Annotated in this window: 14 protein-coding genes; 8 read left to right on the top strand and 6 right to left on the bottom strand. The window is 53.2% G+C overall.

The genetic code is table 11. The features are described 5' to 3' along the window. Positions 1-106: 106 nt before the first annotated feature. Entirely contained in the window at positions 107-1,246 is a 1,140-nt protein-coding gene (locus tag FRY97_RS16735; protein ID WP_147168714.1) for a T9SS type A sorting domain-containing protein, read from the bottom strand. 659 nt (positions 1,247-1,905) lie between these two features. Here FRY97_RS16735 and FRY97_RS16730 point away from each other — a divergent pair. From FRY97_RS16730 to FRY97_RS16700, 7 genes are all read left to right on the top strand, one after another. Beyond that, the gene (locus tag FRY97_RS16730; protein ID WP_147168713.1) at positions 1,906-2,862 is read left to right on the top strand and encodes a hypothetical protein; all 957 of its coding nucleotides are present in this window, start codon (positions 1,906-1,908) and stop codon (positions 2,860-2,862) included. 18 nt (positions 2,863-2,880) lie between these two features. Next, on the top strand, positions 2,881-4,509 hold the full coding sequence (locus tag FRY97_RS16725; RefSeq protein WP_147168712.1) for a VWA domain-containing protein: 1,629 nt from the start codon (positions 2,881-2,883) through the stop codon (positions 4,507-4,509). 117 nt (positions 4,510-4,626) lie between these two features. After that, complete coding sequence (locus FRY97_RS16720) at positions 4,627-5,148, top strand: RNA polymerase sigma factor (protein ID WP_147168711.1); 522 nt, start codon at positions 4,627-4,629, stop codon at positions 5,146-5,148. Between the two features lie 16 nt (positions 5,149-5,164). Beyond that, the gene (locus tag FRY97_RS16715) at positions 5,165-5,599 is read left to right on the top strand and encodes a hypothetical protein (protein WP_147168710.1); all 435 of its coding nucleotides are present in this window, start codon (positions 5,165-5,167) and stop codon (positions 5,597-5,599) included. Positions 5,600-5,646: 47 nt separating this feature from the next. Beyond that, on the top strand, positions 5,647-6,111 hold the full coding sequence (locus tag FRY97_RS16710) for a hypothetical protein (protein WP_147168709.1): 465 nt from the start codon (positions 5,647-5,649) through the stop codon (positions 6,109-6,111). A gap of 348 nt (positions 6,112-6,459) precedes the next feature. Then, a complete protein-coding gene (locus FRY97_RS16705; protein WP_147168708.1) occupies positions 6,460-7,380 on the top strand; it encodes a DMT family transporter in 921 nt (306 codons plus the stop codon). 246 nt (positions 7,381-7,626) lie between these two features. Continuing rightward, positions 7,627-9,060 carry a tetratricopeptide repeat protein gene (locus FRY97_RS16700; RefSeq protein WP_147168707.1) on the top strand — a complete coding sequence of 478 codons (1,434 nt, stop codon included), beginning with the start codon at positions 7,627-7,629 and terminating at the stop codon, positions 9,058-9,060. 118 nt (positions 9,061-9,178) lie between these two features. Here FRY97_RS16700 and ppgK read toward each other — a convergent pair whose 3' ends face one another. The 5 genes from ppgK to xerD form a co-directional block, all read right to left on the bottom strand. Then, entirely contained in the window at positions 9,179-9,925 is a 747-nt protein-coding gene (ppgK, locus tag FRY97_RS16695; RefSeq protein ID WP_147168706.1) for a polyphosphate--glucose phosphotransferase, read from the bottom strand. A gap of 78 nt (positions 9,926-10,003) precedes the next feature. Continuing rightward, the gene (locus FRY97_RS16690) at positions 10,004-10,897 is read right to left on the bottom strand and encodes a peptidylprolyl isomerase (RefSeq protein ID WP_147168705.1); all 894 of its coding nucleotides are present in this window, start codon (positions 10,895-10,897) and stop codon (positions 10,004-10,006) included. Further along, complete coding sequence (locus tag FRY97_RS16685; RefSeq protein WP_147168704.1) at positions 10,897-11,550, bottom strand: peptidylprolyl isomerase; 654 nt, start codon at positions 11,548-11,550, stop codon at positions 10,897-10,899. The genes FRY97_RS16690 and FRY97_RS16685 overlap by 1 nt, the downstream gene beginning before the upstream one ends. Positions 11,551-11,612: 62 nt before the next feature. Then, positions 11,613-12,008, bottom strand: a complete 396-nt coding sequence (locus FRY97_RS16680; RefSeq protein ID WP_246141789.1) for a hypothetical protein — start codon at positions 12,006-12,008, stop codon at positions 11,613-11,615. A 190-nt stretch (positions 12,009-12,198) separates the two neighbouring features. Beyond that, positions 12,199-13,137 carry a site-specific tyrosine recombinase XerD gene (xerD, locus tag FRY97_RS16675; RefSeq protein ID WP_147168703.1) on the bottom strand — a complete coding sequence of 313 codons (939 nt, stop codon included), beginning with the start codon at positions 13,135-13,137 and terminating at the stop codon, positions 12,199-12,201. 1,692 nt (positions 13,138-14,829) lie between these two features. Between xerD and FRY97_RS16670 the strand changes: the two genes are divergently transcribed. Further along, on the top strand, positions 14,830-19,595 hold a 4,766-nt coding region (locus FRY97_RS16670), incomplete at its 3' end, for a collagen-binding domain-containing protein (RefSeq protein WP_147168702.1).

Genomic DNA, 19,595 nt, shown 5'->3' with positions numbered 1-19,595 from the left:
TTGGCATAGCCGCTAAATTTGAGTTCAGCGGGCTAAATGAAAGTTTAGTGAGAAAACGGGGTTCATAATGTTTTGCTTTTCCGTATCAAAGAGCGATGGGTGCGCTCTAAGGGCGGACGACAATGAGCCGGTGGGTAGCGAGCGTTTTGCCACGGCTGTCAGAAAGGCTGTAAAAATAAGTCCCTTTCCGTAAGGAGGAGATATTGACCTTCTCGGTTTGGTTGCCCGCTATCAGATAAGTTTCAGACCACTCCCTGACTCCAAGGATATTGAAAAGGGAAAGGGTATAGGTGCCGTGTGGCAGGTTGTTGAACTCAAACCGCACATTGGCTATAGCAGGGTTGGGGAAGGCATAGACCCCGGGCTGTGCAGCTGCCTCAGGGCGCAGGCTGGTCACTGTTGGGTTGGCTTTAAAAGTGACCTGAGCAACGGTGGCCCCTTCGTTGGCCGTGTTTGCCAGGGCGATAGGCTCAACCGACTCATCGCTCAGGTAACGGTAGGTGATGCTTGTCCTGGGCTCTAGTGCCGGCAACTCGAGCAGCTCGTAAATGATATCAGTGACATCAAACCAATTGAAAAAGCCGACCCGTGCATCGAGGCGGACTTGCTGTACATCGGTGCGGGTTTCCCGGAGGATGTCATAAATGCCACCGGGGATGGTCAGCGTGCCCCATGCGTCTACCTCGTCCGTCCTTTGTAAATTGAGCCGTATCCGCAGAGAATCTGGCGTGATCGGCAGCACGTCCAAAATAGCGGCTGGCAGATCTTCTGCGGCGAAGGCGTAGGAAATATCGGTTGTGGCAGCATTTGCTGCTGGGTAGTTGAGGGGCGCTCTAAATTCCGTAAGAGGGGGCGAGTAGGCAAATGAGCCTTCAATGCCCAGCCCAATGGGGTCGGAGCCATAAAACCCGAGCACAGTCAGGCTGCTGGCAGTTTTCCGGTAAAAAGTGTTCACGCCGGCTTCGCTCGTGGCAAAAGTAGCCCCGGGGAAATCAAAGTAGCCGTCTACCTGCTCGGGGGGCAGTATGGGCGTGCTGCGCACAAATGGGGCCTGAAGGGTAGTGAAATCCAGGGAAAGCGGCCCGCCGGTGCTGCCCGGCAGTATCCCGGTTGGGAGGTTGTCAACGGCAGTTTTTAGGGTATCCCCAATCGAAGGGAAAGTCGCATTGGTAATAGTGACTTGCGCTTGGAGCGGGGAGAGGGCAAGGAGGCCGGCAATAATGGGCAAGAGTAGCGAGTGCTTCATGGCGGTCGTGATTTTCAGGGTTTGGCAGGGTGGGCTGACGGCTTAGAGCGGCTAAGGCCACATCGCTCAACGGCCTGCCTGACACCCGTGCGGTGCAAATTTACAATAATTTGAAACCATAGGGGCAAAGGCTGAGGCTAACCGGGCCGGCGGCCCGCTGTTTTACAACAGGTAGGGCTTGCCTTGTGTTGTACGGCTGCTGCCGCTGATTTTCCAGGCTTTCCCGATAGGGAAGGTTGTGGCAGGATAGTATTAACTTATGCGGTAAATTGGGCGAAGGCCAAAAAAGCCTCAGGCGTCTGCGCTTTTCGGGCTCTAGTGCCTCAAGCCATAAATCCTTGCCACCCCAAGTTTCGTTCTTTTCCGCCTACTCTTCGTTAAAGAACCGCTCCTTTAGCTCGGGCTAAAGTCGCGAACCTTCGCCTTGATTAGCCGGAAAATAACTTCAACTTAAGTATCAGAGATTTATGGCTTAAGGCACTAGCCTGGCATTGGCCTAGCGCTGCGCAGGGGTTTTCAAGCCCGATAGGGCCGAGCGGACAGCGAGCCCCGGAGCATAGCGGCACCTGCCCGCTGGCAGGGGCAGGCCCCCAAAGGAAAATGGCCATCTGGTTTGCGCCTGGTCAATCTAGCTAACAACTTGTAAAAGCTGCTTTGTTATGAACCCTCATGCCCGCCGTGCTGCCGAACAGCTGTTCGTCTTCTTTTTCAACCCTGCTTTCCGCCACAGGTTCGAGCGGGTTACCCTTTCGCTGGCCATTGCGAGCTTTTTGGGCCACCTGGCGCTGATCGTCCTGCACGACTTACATTGGATCAACCTCGGGCTTGGGCCCTCCGAACTGTTTATCAGCCCGGTGACCGCCATTTATACGCCCTTCAGCTTTATCCTGGTTTATGAAGTGTATATGCTCATTTATCATTTGCCAGACTCTTTCACCATCTCCATCGGGAAGCAGTATGAGATCATTTCCCTGATCATCGTGCGCCGTATATTCAAAGATATTTCGAAGCTGGATATTTCAGACAACTGGCTGGGGAGCTACCGCAATGGGCTGCTCGCGGCAGACATGGCCTGCATCTTAGTCCTTTTTGGGCTGATCTTCTGGTTCTATTGGCTGCGGAAGCGGAGGCCCCGGCTGCAGCAGCCTTCCGATATCCATCAGTTTGTGGTGAAGAAAAAAGGGATCAGCGGGCTCCTTGCCCCTATCTTATTCCTGCTGGCGGTTTACAGCCTCGGCAATTGGCTCCTTGACCTGCAGCAGTTCAACCTAGGCCGGCTAGATGAGCTCCCGGACATCAATAAGGTGTTCTACAATGAGTTTTTCACCCTGATGATCTTGTTCGATGTCCTCATCCTCATGCTGTCTTTCCGGTACACCGACAATTACAGTCAGCTGATCCGGAACTCAGGCTTTGTCATCTCTACAGTGCTCATCCGTTTATCCTTTTCTGCCGAGGGGGTGCTCAACCCTATATTGATAACGGTAGGCGTGCTGTTCGGTACGCTGATGCTGGCTTTGTACAACCTTATGGGCCGGCTGGAGGCAGAAAGGGCGAACGAAGCTCGGGAACTGGCCGGGAAGGAGGCGCAGGGCAAGGCTCAACACAACGGCTAGGGTTTTGTTAAAAGGGATATGGCAAAGACAGACATCCAAGAGCAGCTGGAGCAGGAATACCAGCGTTTCATCGAGTTTGGGGGGCTGCTGGACCGGCAGATGCGCCGTTATCTGGTGCATTACCTGCAAAACCTTATAGCGCCTGGGAGGCACACCATACCGGAGCTCAACGATCAGTACTATCTGTACTTTCAGCGGGCCCTTGACAGCCTCTTTTCCATACCCGGCCTGCTGGGGCTGGCACAAGGCAACGAAAAAATCACAAGGCAGCTGGTGGTTGACATCCTCCGCTGGCTGCGGAAGTCTTTTGAGAAGGCCCGCCTGCAAAACCCCTATGAAGACGAGCTCCAACGGCTGGAGGGCTGGGCCATCACTCCATTGCATGTCTTTGCCCGCCGCTGGCCGGGTTTGCCAGCTTACCTGCAAACGGTTTACCCGAGGGAGGAAATAGACTCGCAATTTTACCAAGACCGCTTCCGGAAGTTTATCGGAGACCGCAGCTATGAGGAAATGGGCGGTGAGGCTAAAGCGCACACCGAGCGCTTATTGCATGACTTGCTCGCACAATGGGACGCCCGCCTGCATGCCAAAATCCTGGAGTTCCAACTGAGCAAACTGGACGAAGAGCAGGAAGCTTTTACCGCTTTGGTAGAGAAAAAAGTGGAGGAGTATGAAAAACTGCACGAGCTGGTCGCTCCTTTTTCAGACTATCTGGGCTGGGATATGTCTAGAGACCTTTGGGAGGAGACTTCTTTTGATGTGCTAGAGCACTACAATGATCTGCTCGAGGATGAGGCCTCGCTGAAACAGCTGGCAGATCTGCTCGGCAGCATGAGGGAAGCAGAAATCGAAATAGAGGAAGAGACTTTTGAACGGACCATCATCCGCCAAGAATGGAAAGTGGATGAGACGGCCAGAGCCGAGATCGTAGGCGTGCACGAGAGCGATGACCTCAACAACCTGCTCAGTGCAGAGGCTAGCCTGCTGGGCGATGAAGATACAGAGCTCCTTTTCTTGAAAAAGTATGCAGACAAAAACTTGATGACCTTCCGGTATGAAGACCGGCGCCTGGTCAAGAGCGAAGATCAGCTCACCGAGGTGCATCAGCGCGTACGGCAAAAGGAGAAAGGCCCTTTTATCATCTGTGTGGATACGAGCGAGAGCATGAACGGCCGCCCGGAGCAGATTGCTAAAGTCCTGTGCATGGGCATTCTGAAAATGGCCATACAGGAGAACCGGCGGGCCTACCTGATCAACTTTTCCCGGGGCATTCAAACCCTGGACCTCTTCAATATCGCAGACTCTATCGATGAGATCGCAGCTTTCCTGCGGATGTCTTTTTATGGGGGCACAGATGTTTCTCTGGCTCTGTACGAGACGATCCGGCAGTTGCGTACCAATGACTACGAGGATGCAGATGTCCTCATGATCTCAGATTTCATCATGTACAAAATCGATGACGACGTGCTTAGGGATATCCGCTATTTTCAACAGAATAAAGGCACGCAGTTCCACAGCCTTACCCTGAGCAATGAGGCGAACCCCGAGGTTTTGGAGTTTTTTGATACCAATTGGGTGTACAACCCCAAAGAAAAAGGGGTGATCAGAGAGCTGACCGCAGGGCTGAAAGTCTTAAGAGGGGCCTGATCCATAAGCTTATCCTGTATTTTTTTGAGGCTCGGTTAAACCTGCCCACGGCTGGCGAGTCTGATTCAAAAAGGCAGCATCATCTTGGCGGAATCGACAGAAGCAAAAATTTTAGCCATGGTCAGTGCCCCTGCCACGCGGGAGTCAGGCTACCGGCTGTTGGTCCGGACATACCAAGAGGCTTTGTACTGGCGGGCCCGGCAGCTGGTAGGCAGCCATGAAGATGCGGACGACGTCCTCCAAGAGGCGTTGGTAAAAGCCTGCCGTGGGCTCAGCGGGTTTCAGGGAGAAGCCCGGCTATCTACCTGGCTGTACCGGATAGTGACCAACGAGGCCCTCACCTGGCTGAGGAAGCGCAAGCGCCGCATTGGCAACGGTGGCAGCCTGATGGAAGAGGATAGTGCGGCCAGCTTGGAAGCAGACAGTTATGTGGGGCCGGGCGAGGCGGAGCGCCTACTGGCAGAATCTTTGGCTACGTTGCCCGATCGGCAAGCCCAGGTTTTCCGGCTTAGGTATTATGAGGAGCTGAGCTATGAAGAGCTCAGTGCCCGGCTCGGGGTATCGGTAGGGGCCTTGAAGGCGTCCTATCACCACGCTGCAAAAAAAATTGAGGCATATATCCGGCAGCAGTCCGGATAAAACCAGGAACTGAGACATGGAGAAGCACAAAGAAATAGAGCGGGAGCTTTCAGAAGTAGCGCCCTTGTTGGCACAGCTGAAAAGCAGGCAGGGCAATAGCCCCCCTGCAGGCTATTTTGAACATTTGCCTGCAAAAGTAGCCGCTAAAGCGGGCGCTGCCCGTATGCGTCGGCGCCACTTGTTCCTCCGTGCAGCTGCCGCAGCAGTTATCCTGTTGCTGGCCGGATGGTGGGCCGCCTGGCCTTTTTACAGCCCTGTAGGGCAGGTCACCCTCAGCGAGCTGGGTGAAGAAGAAGCCTCAGCCTATGTGACAGATCAGATAGAGCATTTTGAATTGAGCCTGCTGCTGGATGCTGGCGCTGGGGCATTGTCCGGCACAGAAGAAGAGGGCGCTTACGAAGATTATTTGGAAGAACATTTGTCGCCCGAAGACATGGATGCCCTATTTTGATCCGGGCCACTGTCTGCGCATTCCCTAACTACACAAATACAAGGATAATGAGAAAAATGATCTGGGCACTGTTGATGCTTATTGCGGGCGGGGCAGTGCCATTGGCTGCTCAAATGGATGATGACATGCCCCGCAACCCGGAGGTTCAGGCGAGGGTCAAAGCCGCAAGGGTCGCCTACCTCACCGAACGGCTGGGGCTCAGTACTGGCGAGTCTGAGCAGTTCTGGGCGCTTTACAATGAGTACGAGGATGAACAGCGGGCAGTGCGCAGGCAATACAGGCCTGGCAAAGCGGTAGAGCAGATGACGAATGAGGAGGCAGAAGCCCACCTCTCTGCGCAAATGGAAAAAGAAGAAGCGCTGCTTGGCCTGCGCCGCGATTACTACAGCCGTATGCTGAAGGTAGTGCCCGCCCGAAAGCTGGTGCTGCTGGAGAAAGCAGACCGGGAGTTCCGCCTTGAGCTGGTCCGGAAAATGAGGGACAGGAGAGAGGGTAGGGGCGGCCGCTTTTGACGGGCGCGAGCCAGATTGTCGTTTTTTTTGGTGGGGCCTGCCCCTGCCCGATGGCAGGTGCCGCTATGCTCCGGGGCTCGCTGTCCGCTCGGCCCCTCGCCCTACAGGCGTCGGGTCTGGCCTTCGGCCACCCCTTCGCAGCGCTAGGCCAATGCCAGCCAAAAGCCCGAAGGATATGAACGCAAGCGACATTTTAGTTCACGCCCCGTTTGACCTATATGTACTCCCCTGGGCACAAAAACAAAGGCGTCAAAGCTTCACCTCTCGTGACCGGGAGGAGTATAGATTTGAGCGGGCCTCTGGGGCAGAAATCTCCAAAAGGGTGTATTTTTGCCCCCCAAAAAAGCCTTGGCAACCTCCACACTCCCTGCCCACTTCGCCCTTTTTGCCGTTGCGCTGATCTATGGAGCCAACTATACCATAGCCAAAATTGTAATGGGCGACGGTTACTTGCAGCCTTTGGCTTTTATATTGCTTAGAGTGATAAGCGGAGTGGTGCTGTTTTCGCTTTTCCATAGGGTGTTTGTCCGCGAAAAGATAGACCGGGCTGATCTAGGCCGCCTGGCCCTGTGCGGGCTGCTCGGCATCGCCGCAAATCAGATGTTGTTTTTCTCAGGGCTCAGCCTTACTACGCCCATCAATGCTTCCCTCATCATGACGACTACGCCCATCTTGGTGTTGCTCGCCTCGGCAACCCTGCTGGGGGAAGCCGTCACCGGGCGGAAGATAGCAGGGATTGCGGTAGGGGCATCTGGCGCTATCTTGCTGATCGCACAAGGCGGGGCGCTTTCTTTTAAAGGGGATGAAGCCCTGGGCAACCTCCTGGTGTTCTTGAACGCAAGCAGCTATGGCACCTATCTGGTGCTGGTGAAAAAACTGGCCCAAAAATACCAAGCCATCACGGTGGTCAAATGGGTATTCCTTTTCGGCGCTCTGTTTGTGATACCCTTTGGCTGGCCACAGCTGGCGCAAACCGAATGGCACACGTTTTCTTTGCCCATCTGGCTGTCGGTAGCCTACGTGCTCATCTTTACGACCTTCTTTGCCTACTTGTTCAATGCCTACGCACTGAAGTCCTTGAACGCTTCCGTGGTCAGCATTTATATTTATCTGCAGCCCTTGCTGGCAGCTGTCATTGCACTGGCTTTTGGCCAGGAGGAGCTGTCGGTTGTGAAGCTGCTGTCTGGTGCGCTGATTTTCTCGGGCGTGTACCTGGTGAGCTTTCGGGCCCAAGGCGGGAGGCGCAAGCTGGAGAAGGCAAGTGTATGAGTAAAAAAACAATATGACAAAAAAGCCATATAGAGAAAAAAATAATAGAATAAGGAGGCTTGCCGGTAAATCCAACTGCACTGCTGCTAGAAACGACCATTCCCTTGCTTTTCCCTACCGTTCCATTAATTGAATGCGGGTTGGAGGGCAAAAGCTGGCAATTCCGGAGGACTTTTGGCTATCTTTGGACGGCTCAAAGAGCTGATTTTAGGTAGGTTACCGAAAATTTTAGAACGACGACGATACATGATGATATACCCGGGACAAAACCACAATGAGGAGCGGCTGCTGAGGCGGCTGCAGCAGCGGTACGAAAATCAGTTTGCTGCCGGTACCAGGGTATATTTTACGGTAGCGGAGTTCCTTCAGCTTGCCGCAAGCTATGAGGAGGAGGGCATGCCCAAAAAAGGGATCGAGGCCACTGCCCAAGGCGTAGCCCAGCACCCGTTTGCTATAGATTTGCACTTGAAACTGGCCCAGCTTTACTTGGACAACCATTTTTTTGATAAAGCCTTTGATACGCTGGCCAAAGCCCGTGGGCTGGCCCCTGGCGATATAGAGGTCGAGCTGCTTTATGCAGAAGCACTGATCGCGGCGGGCGATGTTAGTGAGGCTATGGTACTGCTAGACTTCCTCAAGGATGGGGCAGGCAGCAGCAGCCTTTCCGATATCCTGTTTATCGAGGCGCTGGCCCATGAGCGCAACGATGCATACGAAGCGATGTTCTACACTTTGCAGCAGTCTGTTGTTGCCGACCCCGAAAACCAGGAGGCATTGGAGCGCTTTGGGAGCTGTACCCTTCAGTGCCGTAAGTATACTGAGGGCATTGCATTTTACGAGCAGCTGCTGGAGCAAAATGCCTACCTGCCTGTTGCTTGGTACAATTTGGCGCAAGCCAAAGTGTATATGGCAGAGTACGAGGAAGCCGTGGAGGCCTACGAATATGCCATCGCAGTAGATGATCAGTATTGGCAAGCCTGTAGGGATTGTGCAGATTTGTGCATGGAGCTGCAGCATTTTCAGAAAGCGCTCAAGTACTATCTGCAGCTCTTGGAAGCACAGGGCAGCGAAGCGGAAGCCGAATTGTACGTCCAGATCGGGCAGTGCTACCTTCAGTTGGACCGGCCAAGTGCTGCCATCACTTTCTATATCCGTTCTGCTCAAATGGACCCCCTCAACGATGAGATCTATTTCGCTATAGGGGAGTGCTACGCCGCTCAGGGGCAGTGGATGAATGCCGTTCAGTATTTTGAGAAAACCTTGGGCATAGACGATACCCGCGAAGAGTACCTGGGGGCTTTGGCGGAAGCTTATTACAACCTTGGCAATACAGATATGGCGGTAGAGTATATCCGTGAAGCTATCGCCCTGAACGATATCGAAGCGCGCTATTGGATTTTGTATGCTACTTTCCTCATCGACGCCGGGCAGGCCGAGGAAGCACTTGATGTCCTGGAAGAGGCTATGGATACAGCCCCTGGCGCAGAGGTGCTCTACTGCCGTGTCGCTTGCTTGTTTGCTACCGGCAAGCGGAACGCTGCCATGTACTGGCTGGGAGAAGCACTGACTGAAGACTTCGAAATGCACCGTTCCTTGTTCGAGCTCATGCCTGAGTTGGAAACTGATGCCTCTGTGATAAACCTGATTGCCGATCACACCTGGCAGTCTCCTAATTACTGACCTTAGCCGTGTAACTGTAGCGCTGCTGTTGTTAAAAGCAGGGCTTGAAAAAGGCGAAGGGGCCACGGTATTTTGCCGGGGCCCCTTCGTGGGTTACGAGGCTGCCGCCAAAGCCCATTCAAAGCTGGCGCTGATGCGCATAAATAGCAGCACCTATTGTGCCTGCCGCATTGAGCAGAGCCGCTGGCTTTACTCGGGTAGGGGCGTCAATAAAAGCCTCGTATTTCTGGAATTTTTTGCTCACCCCACCGCCTAGAAGTATCAAGTCAGGGTTGACAATCCGGCTGACATAATGGAGGTACTCATTGAATCGGTGCCCCCATTCCTCCCAGCTCAAATCATGCTTTTTCCTGGCGTTGTTGGAAGCGTAGTGCTCTGCCACCATGCCCTGGAAGCGCATATGCCCAAACTCGGTATTGGGCACCAGCTTGCCGTCTAAGAACAAGGCGGAGCCCAAGCCCGAGCCAATGGTGATGAGAAGGACCAGGCCAGGCTCCCCTTTGCCCAGCCCAAATTCCATTTCTGCTACACCTGCAGCGTCGGCATCATTTAGGACACAGACCGGGCCGCCTGCTGCTTCACCGAAGATGTCTGCCACGCTTCGTCCAATCCATTGATCGCTGATGTTGGCGGCAGAAAGGGCTTTGCCGCCTTTGATGATGGCTGGGAAACCGCAGCCTATCGGGCCTTCGTACTGATGAGCTTCGACCAGCTCCTTAAAGATTTCAGCCATTGCCTCCGGGGTTGCCGGTTTGGGCGTGGCAATCCTGATGCGTTCGTTCTGGAGTTCGCCGGTATTGATGTCTACAATAGCCCCTTTTATGCCGGAGCCGCCTACATCTACACCTAAAATCAAATTTTGCATATGCTCAGTTTACTTGGCAGCTGGCCCAATAGCCCTGTTGCTGTTTCGGCCTCTAGCCTCCTTGAAATAAGTTGGGAATTAGCGGATCAGCCTGATTTTCATGCGGAGGTCATTCTGTGGGCGGTCACGCCGGTCTGTAGGCACACTGGCCAGCCGGTCAATGACATCAAGCCCCTCGATGACTCGGCCAAAGACGGTATACTCCCGGTCTAGGAAAGGGGTGCCCCCCAGCTCTAGGTACATTTCCCGCTGATCGGTAGTATAACGGATACCTTTTTGCGCTTCTATCCGGTTCAGCATATCTTCAGTGAGCTGCTGCCCGTGGACGATATAGAACTGTGAGCCGGAGGACCGTTTCGCCGGGTTGACCGCATCCCCTGTCCGGGCAGCAGCCAAAGCCCCTTTGACATGTACCAGAGAGTCTACAAACTCTGCAGGTAGGGTATAGCCGGGCCCACCTGATCCGAGAGCTTGCCCGCCAGGGGCCCCTTTTGACTGGGGGTCGCCGCCTTGGATCATAAAGTTGTTGATGACGCGGTGGAACAGCAGGCTGTCAAAATAATGCTCTTCGGCCAGCTTTGTGAAGTTGTCTTGATGTTGAGGGGTGGCGTCATACAATTCTACAATCATGCTGCCCAGCTCGGTCTCGATTTCTACGAGGCAAGCCTTTGGAGGCGCTACTTCAATGGTTTGGCTGGCCTTTCTGGCCTTGCCTTTTTCGTTGTAAGCGGTGAGGGTCACCGTGTATGCGCCAGAGGCTTTGTAACGGTGCTCAGGGGATTCCGCTTCAGCGGTCTTGCCATCGCCGAAGTCCCACTCATAGCGTACTGCTTTTTCGCTCTTGTTGTCAAAAGGGATAGGCTGAAGAACACGTTGCTGAGTGCTTTCCAGGCTGAAACGGGCAACAGGGCGGCCACAGCTGCTGATGAGCAAAGCCAGGAGGATGCCCCCCTGCCAAGTTAGAAGTTTCATCAATCTAGGATTTTTATGGTCATGGGAATATCTTGGTCGGGGCGGTCAAAGGCTCCGGTAGGTGCTGCCGCGATTTTGTCGATCACATCGAGCCCTTCTACTACCTCGCCAAAAACGGTATAGTCGCCATCTAGTACGGGGGCTCCGCCGCGCTCGAGGTACTTCTGTTTCTGCTCTGGCGTGTAGGATTTCCCAAACTGTTTTTCCATACGCTCCAACACTTCAGTGGTGACGGGCTGCCCTTGCACAATATAAAATTGGGAGCCGGAAGAGCGTTTGTCAGGGTTGTGCCGGTCGCCTAGCCTTGCAGCAGCCAAGGCCCCTCTGAAGTGGAGCTCGCCAAATTCTGCCGCTAAGGTGTAACCGGGGCCTCCCTGCCCTAGCATTTGCCCGGCAGCTGCCTCTTTAGATTCAGGGTCGCCGCCCTGTATCATATAGTTGGGGATAACCCGATGGAACAACAGGCCATCATAGAATTGCTGGGCAGATAGCTTGATAAAGTTGTCCCGGTGCTTCGGGGTGGTGTTGTAGAGCTTTACTTTCATTTCGCCGTAAGGCGTGCCGATCATGGCGTAAGTGAAGCCGTCTCCCTGTTCGCAGCTGGTCAAGAGCAATAGGCTGGCCACGATAATAGGCTGGAAAAAATACTTCATCGTGATTTTTATGCGTGTGGTTGAATGGTTAGCAGTTGCTGTTGGGGCAGGGCACTGTGAGCTCAAAGCTTTTCTAGCCCGCCGTTTTCTTGTTCCAGCTCTTTGAAATAGGTTATGGCATAAGCCTTGAGCAGTTCTTCCTGAGCTTCCAGCCCTTGGGCTTCAACGGGCCGCTTGGCTTCGTAATGAGGCCAGCCGTCTGCATCCCTTCCCAAGAAGGCATAATGCCCGCCGTAGCTCAGCAGGCGGCATACAGCAATATGCATAAGGTCTTGTTTCTCTTCTTTCGAGAAGCTGCCTTTCCAGTGCCCGAGCTCTTGAATGCCGATGAGGAAGAGGATGGCATTGAGGTCTGGCAAGCTGTCTTTTTCAAAGGCTTTTTGGACCAAGTGCCTCACACGGAGCCATTCGTACTCAAACTCCCAGGTTTCCATTGCGGTAGGTGGATGGTTCATCATTGAATTATAGTTGTACTGCAGCTTGCAGCAGAGCAGGCTTTTGCACCGCCCTGCCAGCAGTAGGGTTTTTAGCGCTCCAAACATGCGCTTAGTGGCAGTAGGCCCTGTGCCTGCTCCTTTTGCAGCCCGTAAATATACCCACCTTGCGGGGGTTTGGGAAATACAAGGGCACAAATCCGTTTCTGCAGCCCTATTTCCTCCGGTTCCGGCTCCTTGGGTGGTATTGTAAAATGGTCTCGCGCAGGTAAGCAGTGTCCAGATGAGTATAGATTTCGGTGGTGATGATTGATTCGTGGCCCAGCATGTCCTGAACTGCTTTGAGGTCGGCACCGCCTTCGATCAGGTGAGTGGCAAATGCATGGCGGAAGGTATGTGGGCTGACGTTTTTCTCTACACCGGCATCCCGCGCTGCAGCTTTGACGATCTGGAATACCATGACCCTGCTCAAGGTTTTCCCCCTACGGCTCAGGAACAGGAAGTCTTCCTGCCCGGTGGCAATATTCATCTGTTTGCGCCTGTCGCCGTCAAGGTAGAGCTGAACGGCTTTTACCGCTTGCTGCCCAATAGGGACGATCCGCTCCTTGTCCCCCTTTCCTATGACCCGGACAAAGCCCGCTTCTGCAAAAAATTGAGAGCGGCGGAGGGCGATCAGCTCGCTTACCCGCAGCCCACAGGCGTAAAGCGTTTCGAGTATAGCCCGGTTGCGGTGCCCGTGCGGGTGGCTCAGGTCAACGGCTTGCAAAAGGCGCTGCACTTCCTCGTAAGATAGGACGGTGGGCAGCTTCCTGCCCAGACGGGGGGCGTCTATGAGGCTTGCCGGGTCCTGCTCAGTATACCCTTCTAATACCAGATAGCGGTAAAAGGTCTTCAGGGCTGAAATCAGCCTGGCTTGGGAACGCTCCCCTAGCCCTAGCTCGTTGAGCCACTGCATGAGGTGCTGAAGATCTGCTGTAGTGACTTCTTCCGGGCTCGCTTTTTTGCCCAGCAGTTGAAGGAAGTCGGTCAGCTTACCGATGTCCCTTAGATAAGCTTCCGCAGTATGTGCAGACAGGCTCTGTTCGAGCAGCAGGTATGCTTTGAAGCCATTGATGGCGATTTTCCAGTGTGGGGTAGGGTAGGGCCGGTCCATAAAAGCTGCCGCTTTGAAGTGTGGGCGCCCCTTAGGGCTTGAAATGAGGCCAAAGGTACGTATTCCCGCTGAAACGACGTCTGGAAGACATTCCATGCATCGGAGTCTGCTGCTAATCAATTGGTTGCGTTAAACAGGGGGCAGCTCCTTGGTTGATCGATGTTCAGCCACTAGGATTTTTAGGGGAAAGTGTTATCTTTACACTGACAATTAGTAAAGCAACTGCCCCACTAAAAGAGATGGACTGTGTACGCCACAGTCTTAAGATTGTGCATATTTGTTTAATGTTGGAGGGTCGGGATCCATGTGATTCCGGCCTTCGTTTTTTTAGGGCCTGCCCCTGCACCATGTGAGTGGGCAGGCTGGCAGGTGCCGCTATGCTACGGGGCTCGCTATCCGCTCGGCCCCTCGCCCTACAGGCATCGGGTCTGGCCTTCGGCCACCCCTGCGCAGCGCTAGGCCAATGCCAGGCTAACGCTCGAGAAACGGAAACGCCTGCGACATTTTGGCTCACGCCCTTTTTTAAGCCTATATTTTTCCTGAAACAACGTCACAATATTTTTAAATAAATTCTAATTTTAAAAGGCATATACGGTAGTTTATGGATGTTTTAAATGTCACATTTTTTAATTATTTGGTTTTTTTACTTTTGTGCCCTTCTGCTGTAACCTTACCTTTGTACCACAATAACCCCAAACAGGTACACAAAAACTAAGAGCGTTCTGGGCTTTTGGTCTTCTAGCCGAAAACTAGTGCCTCAAGCCATAAACCCTTGACACCCCAAGTTTCGTTCTTTTCCGCCTACTCTTCGTTAAAGAACCGCTCCTTTAGCTCGGGCTAAAGTCGCGAACCTTCGCCTTGATTAGCCGGAAAATAACTTCAACTTAAGTATCAGAGATTTATGACTTTTAAGGCACTAGCAATTTTTTGATTAGCCAAGTCCCGCTTTTTATGCACAAAAGCGGGAAGGATTTTTGGGGCGAAGTATAAGCGAAAAAGTGTCCCGCTGTCTAGCGGGACATACCGATTACTAAAGTCCCAACACGCTCTACATTCCCCCTTGTTTAGGCACTCCGTTTGGCGTGTTCACATCTTACAGGCTGATAAGCCATTCCATTTTGATTTACAGCAGGTTGTCCTGCTGGCCTATTGTACCTAGAGAAAAAAAGGAAAGAAAGCGTTGTAAAACTTGTAAACCCACCTTTCAACAGATATCGCACAAAAAACAAACCGCTTTGGAGTGATGTGCCCTTTAGCAATGGCATAGCAGTCCCTGGCACTGGATTGTTGTCCCCGTAAAATCAGGCAATCCTCGCCTTCTGCATCACTGCAGAGGCAGGTTGTCGCTTACAACGCTATTTGCTGTCTTCGCTGTGCTAAGCATCTTACAACAAGCATTGTAATTGATGTCTTGGCACTGTTGTAGCCCTGTGGTTTTACAGTTGCCGCCCTATCCGCCTACATGAGGCAAAAGGGGCTCGCAACAAAGCCATATTTACAGCAAGACAGCCCAGAACAAGGCTATACCGCTCGCAAAAAGGCCAACGCCTTTTTAACAGGCTATGTATGCCTACCGGTCAACGGTGACGCATATGCACCCTGCGGCATTACACATTCATAAGGCTTGTACGGGCTCGTATAGGACAGCCCGCGCTATGTCTGCCATTAATTATTGCACAATACAGGTCGTAAATGAGAACCTACTTTACCAGCACATTGAACCAAGGGTCTTCCCAAAAACTAACTTTCGCGTCAATTTGGCTATTTGTCCTAGCCTTTGCTTTGCCTCAGCTGGCCTGGAGCCAGCTTGCTGTGCAGGAAGCCAGCACTCGAGCTGTTTCTGAGTGCGGTGCGGCTGACGGGCGATTGTCCTTATCCTTGGTGGGCATCCCCGAGGAGGTTAGCTCCTACACCGTTGTCCTTTCAGAAGAAAAGGGGGAAACAACCGTGGAGCACTTGCCTTTACAAGACGGTCAATTGATAATCAGTGGGCTGCCTGCTAAGGGCTGGGATGCGCTCCGGGTGATAAGCGACCGTACGGGGGAGGCTTCGCCCTGGCTGCAGGGGCCCTTTATCATTCCTCACAATTGCACCTCCAATGCAGGCCGGGCGACTGGCTGTGGGTTTGGGACGATCAACTATCAAAATTGTGATGGGGAACAGGTGGTCATCAACCGGTCTAATCTGCTTCAGTATACCTTTATTTATACAGATAACGATTACCTTGGCTGCATTGCTTATGTAAATGGGGACTGCCAGGTGGAGGTTTCTCAGCAGGTGTATTGTGGGGATTTTCAGCTCACAGAGCCAACGCCTGCCAAGGGGTACGAGTACGGAGAAGTAAAGTTTACCCTAGCTTATGGGCTGGCCAGCACCTTGGGGGTCTCAGAGCTGACTGCGGAGCGCATCAACTGGGCCATGTGCAACGGCCCAGCCATGGGCTTTTCTAAGCAGGCGATCAATCAGGCTATATGGGGCTTGAAAGGAGATTACAGTGCTTGCAACGCGCTTTGTTCACAAGCGCAATCTGTTGTTACCGCTGTACAGGGTGGCATCGATGAGCAAATGGCGGTGTTCGTGCCGCAGACCCCCGGCATACAGCCCTTCATCGTAAACGATTGTTATTGTTCTACTCCTATTGAAGGCTTGTTCATCAACAACAACGCCAACGGTCAGAATGTAATCGAAATACAAGACGGCGATGTGATCGATGCTTCTTCCCTACCTTTCAACTACAACTTGGAAGCCGAGATAGGGGGGAGCCCGGGCAGCGTCCGCTTTTCCATTACAGGCGATTACACAGGGAGCAACGTGGAGAATACAGTGCCCTACAATGCACCGCCAAGCGGCGCTGACTGGAACGAGCCCTCTGGCACTTTCACGGTCCTTGTGCAGGTCTATTCCCAGAGCAATGCCAATGGCCACCTCTGCGATGAGCGTACTTTTACCTTTTCTATCTTTGACTGTATCGATGAGGGAGGGCACATCTCAGGTGACGAACAGCGCTGTGGCAGCTATGACCCCGCCCAAATTGTAGGGGAAGATTTTGGCGGTTTAGTCTCTTATCAGTGGGAGTTCCGCCCGCCAGGTGGCATCTGGCTGCCTATACTGTTTGCCAATGGCAAAAACTACGACCCTGGTACTATCGCACAGACGACCGAATACCGCAGGTCCGTCACTTCGGGGGTGTTGTGCACACCACGCTACTCGAATACCGTCGTCAAGACAGTTCTTGAAAATTGCCAGCCAGTGCCTGAAGACTGGGCATTCGATTGTGACGACGACAAACTGGTGGAGGAGTATGGGTTCAATGCGAAGTGCCAGGGCCAAAATATAGTCCATCTGCCTAGCCCTGGAAACATTTATCAGTATGCAGTCGAAATTGTCTACAAAGGCGGCAACCCCGGAGAAGCCATACCAGTCAGTAATGCCGAAGGGGATACCTACAACCTGCTCCGGACCACCCCAGGCGGCGGAAGTTCCAACGTATGGGTGTACCGCGGGCTGATTACCGGCAGTACAGGCTCGGTCTTATACGCCAACCCCTCGGGTTTTGATCCTTGCAAGCTGCAGTCCATAGTAGTTTATGCTTTCCGCAATCAGCCTGCTGGCGCTAACGCTGGCGTGTTTACGGCTATGAGCGGTTACAATAATATCCGGACGGTCACGATCCCCATCCCTACGGATGAAGGCCCAAGGGATATTACATTGGACCTGCCGATTTCTGAGCTTACACCAGATGGGCGATACCTTAAAATACTGGCCTCTGCAGGCGGACAGTCCGCAGAAACCTACCTCTATGGCCCGGATGAAGGGCTGCCAGGAGGCAGCTGTTGTCTGGCTATCCCTTCCATTACCATTCCGCAAGTGCCGGGCAATGCTACAGAAGTGGTTTTGACTATCGATACCCGGAACGGTCAAAACGGGCAAGGGGTTAACGGTCAGTCTTGGGTAATTGCAGGCTTGGTCAATGTGGAAACCGATTGCTTTGAATGTGATTTTTCGGCATCAGCTATGGGGGCGGAGATTTGCGCAGGCGGATCAGCCAGTATAAGCGTGGAGCCGGTGGGCGGAGAGGGGCCTTTTGTTTACCAGTGGTCTGATGGGCTTGGCAGCAGCGCGGTTCAGCAGGTCGCTCCATCGCAAACCAAAGCCTACAGCGTCACCATCACAGATGCCAATAACTGCACTGCTACCGCAAACGTTATGGTGGTAGTCAACCCTCAGCCTTCGGCCAGTGCTGGCCCAGACTTGTCCCTTTGCCCTTGTGCTGCCCCGGCGAGCGGGCAGGGCCAAAGTATCAACCCGCTTGCTGCGGCCGGGCAGTTTAATGTTCTGGTGGAAGGGGATTTTGAGCTGGCAAGTGGCGATTCTGATGGCCCCGTGGCGGGTGGGGGCGCTCTTACGGTCTCTGGCTCATTCAACAGCTCAATGGCCACCCCTGGCAACTTGACCCTGCCCGGGGATGCCCGTCCAACAGCACTCATCGTCGGGGGGCAAGTCTACCTGCAAAGCGGCAGTGGGATCAATGTCAATCAGAATGGGTTCATCAAGATAGGAAACCTGAACGGGCTGCAGGTGTCGAACAGCTTGGGGAATACCCGCGTTTTTGTTTCTGATATCAATGGCAGCCCCCGGATCAACCTGCAAACGCAGCAGCCAATATCTTCTGTCGGCCCAATTGGCGATGCATTCAGGTTTGATGCTGCCTTCGCAGCGCTGAGAGCACAGTCTGCTTATCTGAGCACGCTCAGTAATAATGTCACTGTATCATCAGGGGGAGGCATCTCCCTTACCGATGGGCAGACGAACGTATGGAACACCACGGTGGCAGAACTGCAAAGCTATAATTCGCTCACTTTCAATCAGCAGCCTTCTGCGAGCAGCCCGCTTATTGTCAATGTACAGACAGGAGGGAGCTTTTCTTGGAATATCATTAATCAGGCAGGGATCGGTTCGCTCCAGGCCCCCTATATGATCTGGAACTTTTACGATGCTTCCTCCCTCACATTTACCGGCGGAGCTACACTAAATGGCTCCGTATTGGCGCCTCATGCTCATTTTACGAAAGGGAACAGCGGAAATATTGACGGTCAGGTTGTGGCGGCTGCTTACACCCACCTCGCAGGAGAAGTACACAATATTTATTTCCAGCCCCAAGTTGGTCAGGAGCCTGGCGAATGTGCCGATCCGAGCCGTGCAGTTGTCCTATCGGCTAGCGGTGGAGCTACCTATGCTTGGAGTACAGGGCAGAATTCGGCTGCTATCGCCGTTAATCCTGTTTCGACTACAACCTATACGGTTACGGTCACTAGCGCAGCCGGTTGCTCTGACGTTGACGAGGTGACCGTCGCGGTTCAGAATACCTTGCAGCTAGTACCTGGCGATAGCCAGTCCATTTGCGCAGGCGGGGCTGCAACCTTGCAAGCCTCTGCCACAGGTGGGCAGGCGCCTTACTCTTTTGAGTGGAGCGATGGGCTTGGAAGCGGAAGCAGCAAGCAGGTTATGCCGGCTGAAACAAAAACATATACGGTCACAGCGACGGACAATAGCGGGTGTACTGCTCAAGGTGAGGTTACTGTGGTTGTTAATGATAAGCCAGAGGTTGTGCTTTCTTCTGATAACAATGAAATATGTGCGGGCGCTTTAGCTTCATTGACTGCTCTTCCTTCCGGTGGGCAGGCCCCTTACACTTTCCAGTGGAGCCCCGGATTATCCGATGAGGCGGGTCAGGAGGTCAGCCCAATGTCGACTACATCCTACGGCGTTACCCTAACCGATGCCAACGGTTGCACTGCGGAAAACACACTAACAATTGTCGTAAATGCTCCTCCTGTCGTGGATGCAGGGGAGGCTTGGGAGATCTGTCAAGGGCAGGCAGCAATGCTTTCCGCTACAGCTTCGCAGGGTGAGCCTCCATATTTATATGAATGGAGCGGTGGCTTGGGTACTGGTGCCGAAAAAGTAGTAAGCCCTCCAGAGTCAACGATTTACGCCGTTTCTGTGACGGATGCTAATGGCTGCACTGCTACAGATGAAGTGATGGTTACGGTAGACGAGGCGCAGTGCGCAGGCATAGGTGATTTTGTTTGGCACGATGAGAATGCGGATGGCCTACAGGGCCCTGGCGAAATGGGGGTTCCCGGCGTATCTGTGCAGCTCACCGGTACAGATGTTGATGGTGAGTCAGTCAGTTTGATGACTAGCACCGATGCTGATGGCTTCTACTTGTTTGACAAACTAGTACCAGGTATCTATACTCTTCAATTTAGCGCCCCAAGTGGTTTTATCGGCACCTCCCAGTTTAGTGGTTCTGATGGTTCAATAGACAGTGATGCAGACCCAAATTCTGGGGAAACTGGCCCTGTTGAGTTGAGTGCGGGAGAGTATAACCCTGAAATTGATGCTGGGTTTTATGGAGGGAATGCATCCATCGCTCTTTCGAAGACAGCGGACAT

Origin of the sequence: Phaeodactylibacter luteus (assembly GCF_007993045.1) — a bacterium.
In the GTDB taxonomy this organism is placed as follows: domain Bacteria; phylum Bacteroidota; class Bacteroidia; order Chitinophagales; family Saprospiraceae; genus Phaeodactylibacter; species Phaeodactylibacter luteus.
This window is presented reverse-complemented; position numbering and strand designations above follow the sequence as displayed.

Excerpts from the sequence above, each read along its gene's own strand:
- FRY97_RS16735 (WP_147168714.1), bottom strand. The coding sequence starts at position 1,246 with ATGAAGCACTCGCTACTCTTGCCCATTATTGCCGGCCTCCTTGCCCTC.
- FRY97_RS16730 (WP_147168713.1), top strand. The coding sequence starts at position 1,906 with ATGAACCCTCATGCCCGCCGTGCTGCCGAACAGCTGTTCGTCTTCTTT.
- FRY97_RS16725 (WP_147168712.1), top strand. The coding sequence starts at position 2,881 with ATGGCAAAGACAGACATCCAAGAGCAGCTGGAGCAGGAATACCAGCGT.
- FRY97_RS16720 (WP_147168711.1), top strand. The coding sequence starts at position 4,627 with ATGGTCAGTGCCCCTGCCACGCGGGAGTCAGGCTACCGGCTGTTGGTC.
- FRY97_RS16715 (WP_147168710.1), top strand. The coding sequence starts at position 5,165 with ATGGAGAAGCACAAAGAAATAGAGCGGGAGCTTTCAGAAGTAGCGCCC.
- FRY97_RS16710 (WP_147168709.1), top strand. The coding sequence starts at position 5,647 with ATGAGAAAAATGATCTGGGCACTGTTGATGCTTATTGCGGGCGGGGCA.
- FRY97_RS16700 (WP_147168707.1), top strand. The coding sequence starts at position 7,627 with ATGATGATATACCCGGGACAAAACCACAATGAGGAGCGGCTGCTGAGG.
- ppgK (WP_147168706.1), bottom strand. The coding sequence starts at position 9,925 with ATGCAAAATTTGATTTTAGGTGTAGATGTAGGCGGCTCCGGCATAAAA.
- FRY97_RS16690 (WP_147168705.1), bottom strand. The coding sequence starts at position 10,897 with ATGAAACTTCTAACTTGGCAGGGGGGCATCCTCCTGGCTTTGCTCATC.
- FRY97_RS16685 (WP_147168704.1), bottom strand. The coding sequence starts at position 11,550 with ATGAAGTATTTTTTCCAGCCTATTATCGTGGCCAGCCTATTGCTCTTG.
- FRY97_RS16680 (WP_246141789.1), bottom strand. The coding sequence starts at position 12,008 with ATGATGAACCATCCACCTACCGCAATGGAAACCTGGGAGTTTGAGTAC.
- xerD (WP_147168703.1), bottom strand. The coding sequence starts at position 13,137 with ATGGACCGGCCCTACCCTACCCCACACTGGAAAATCGCCATCAATGGC.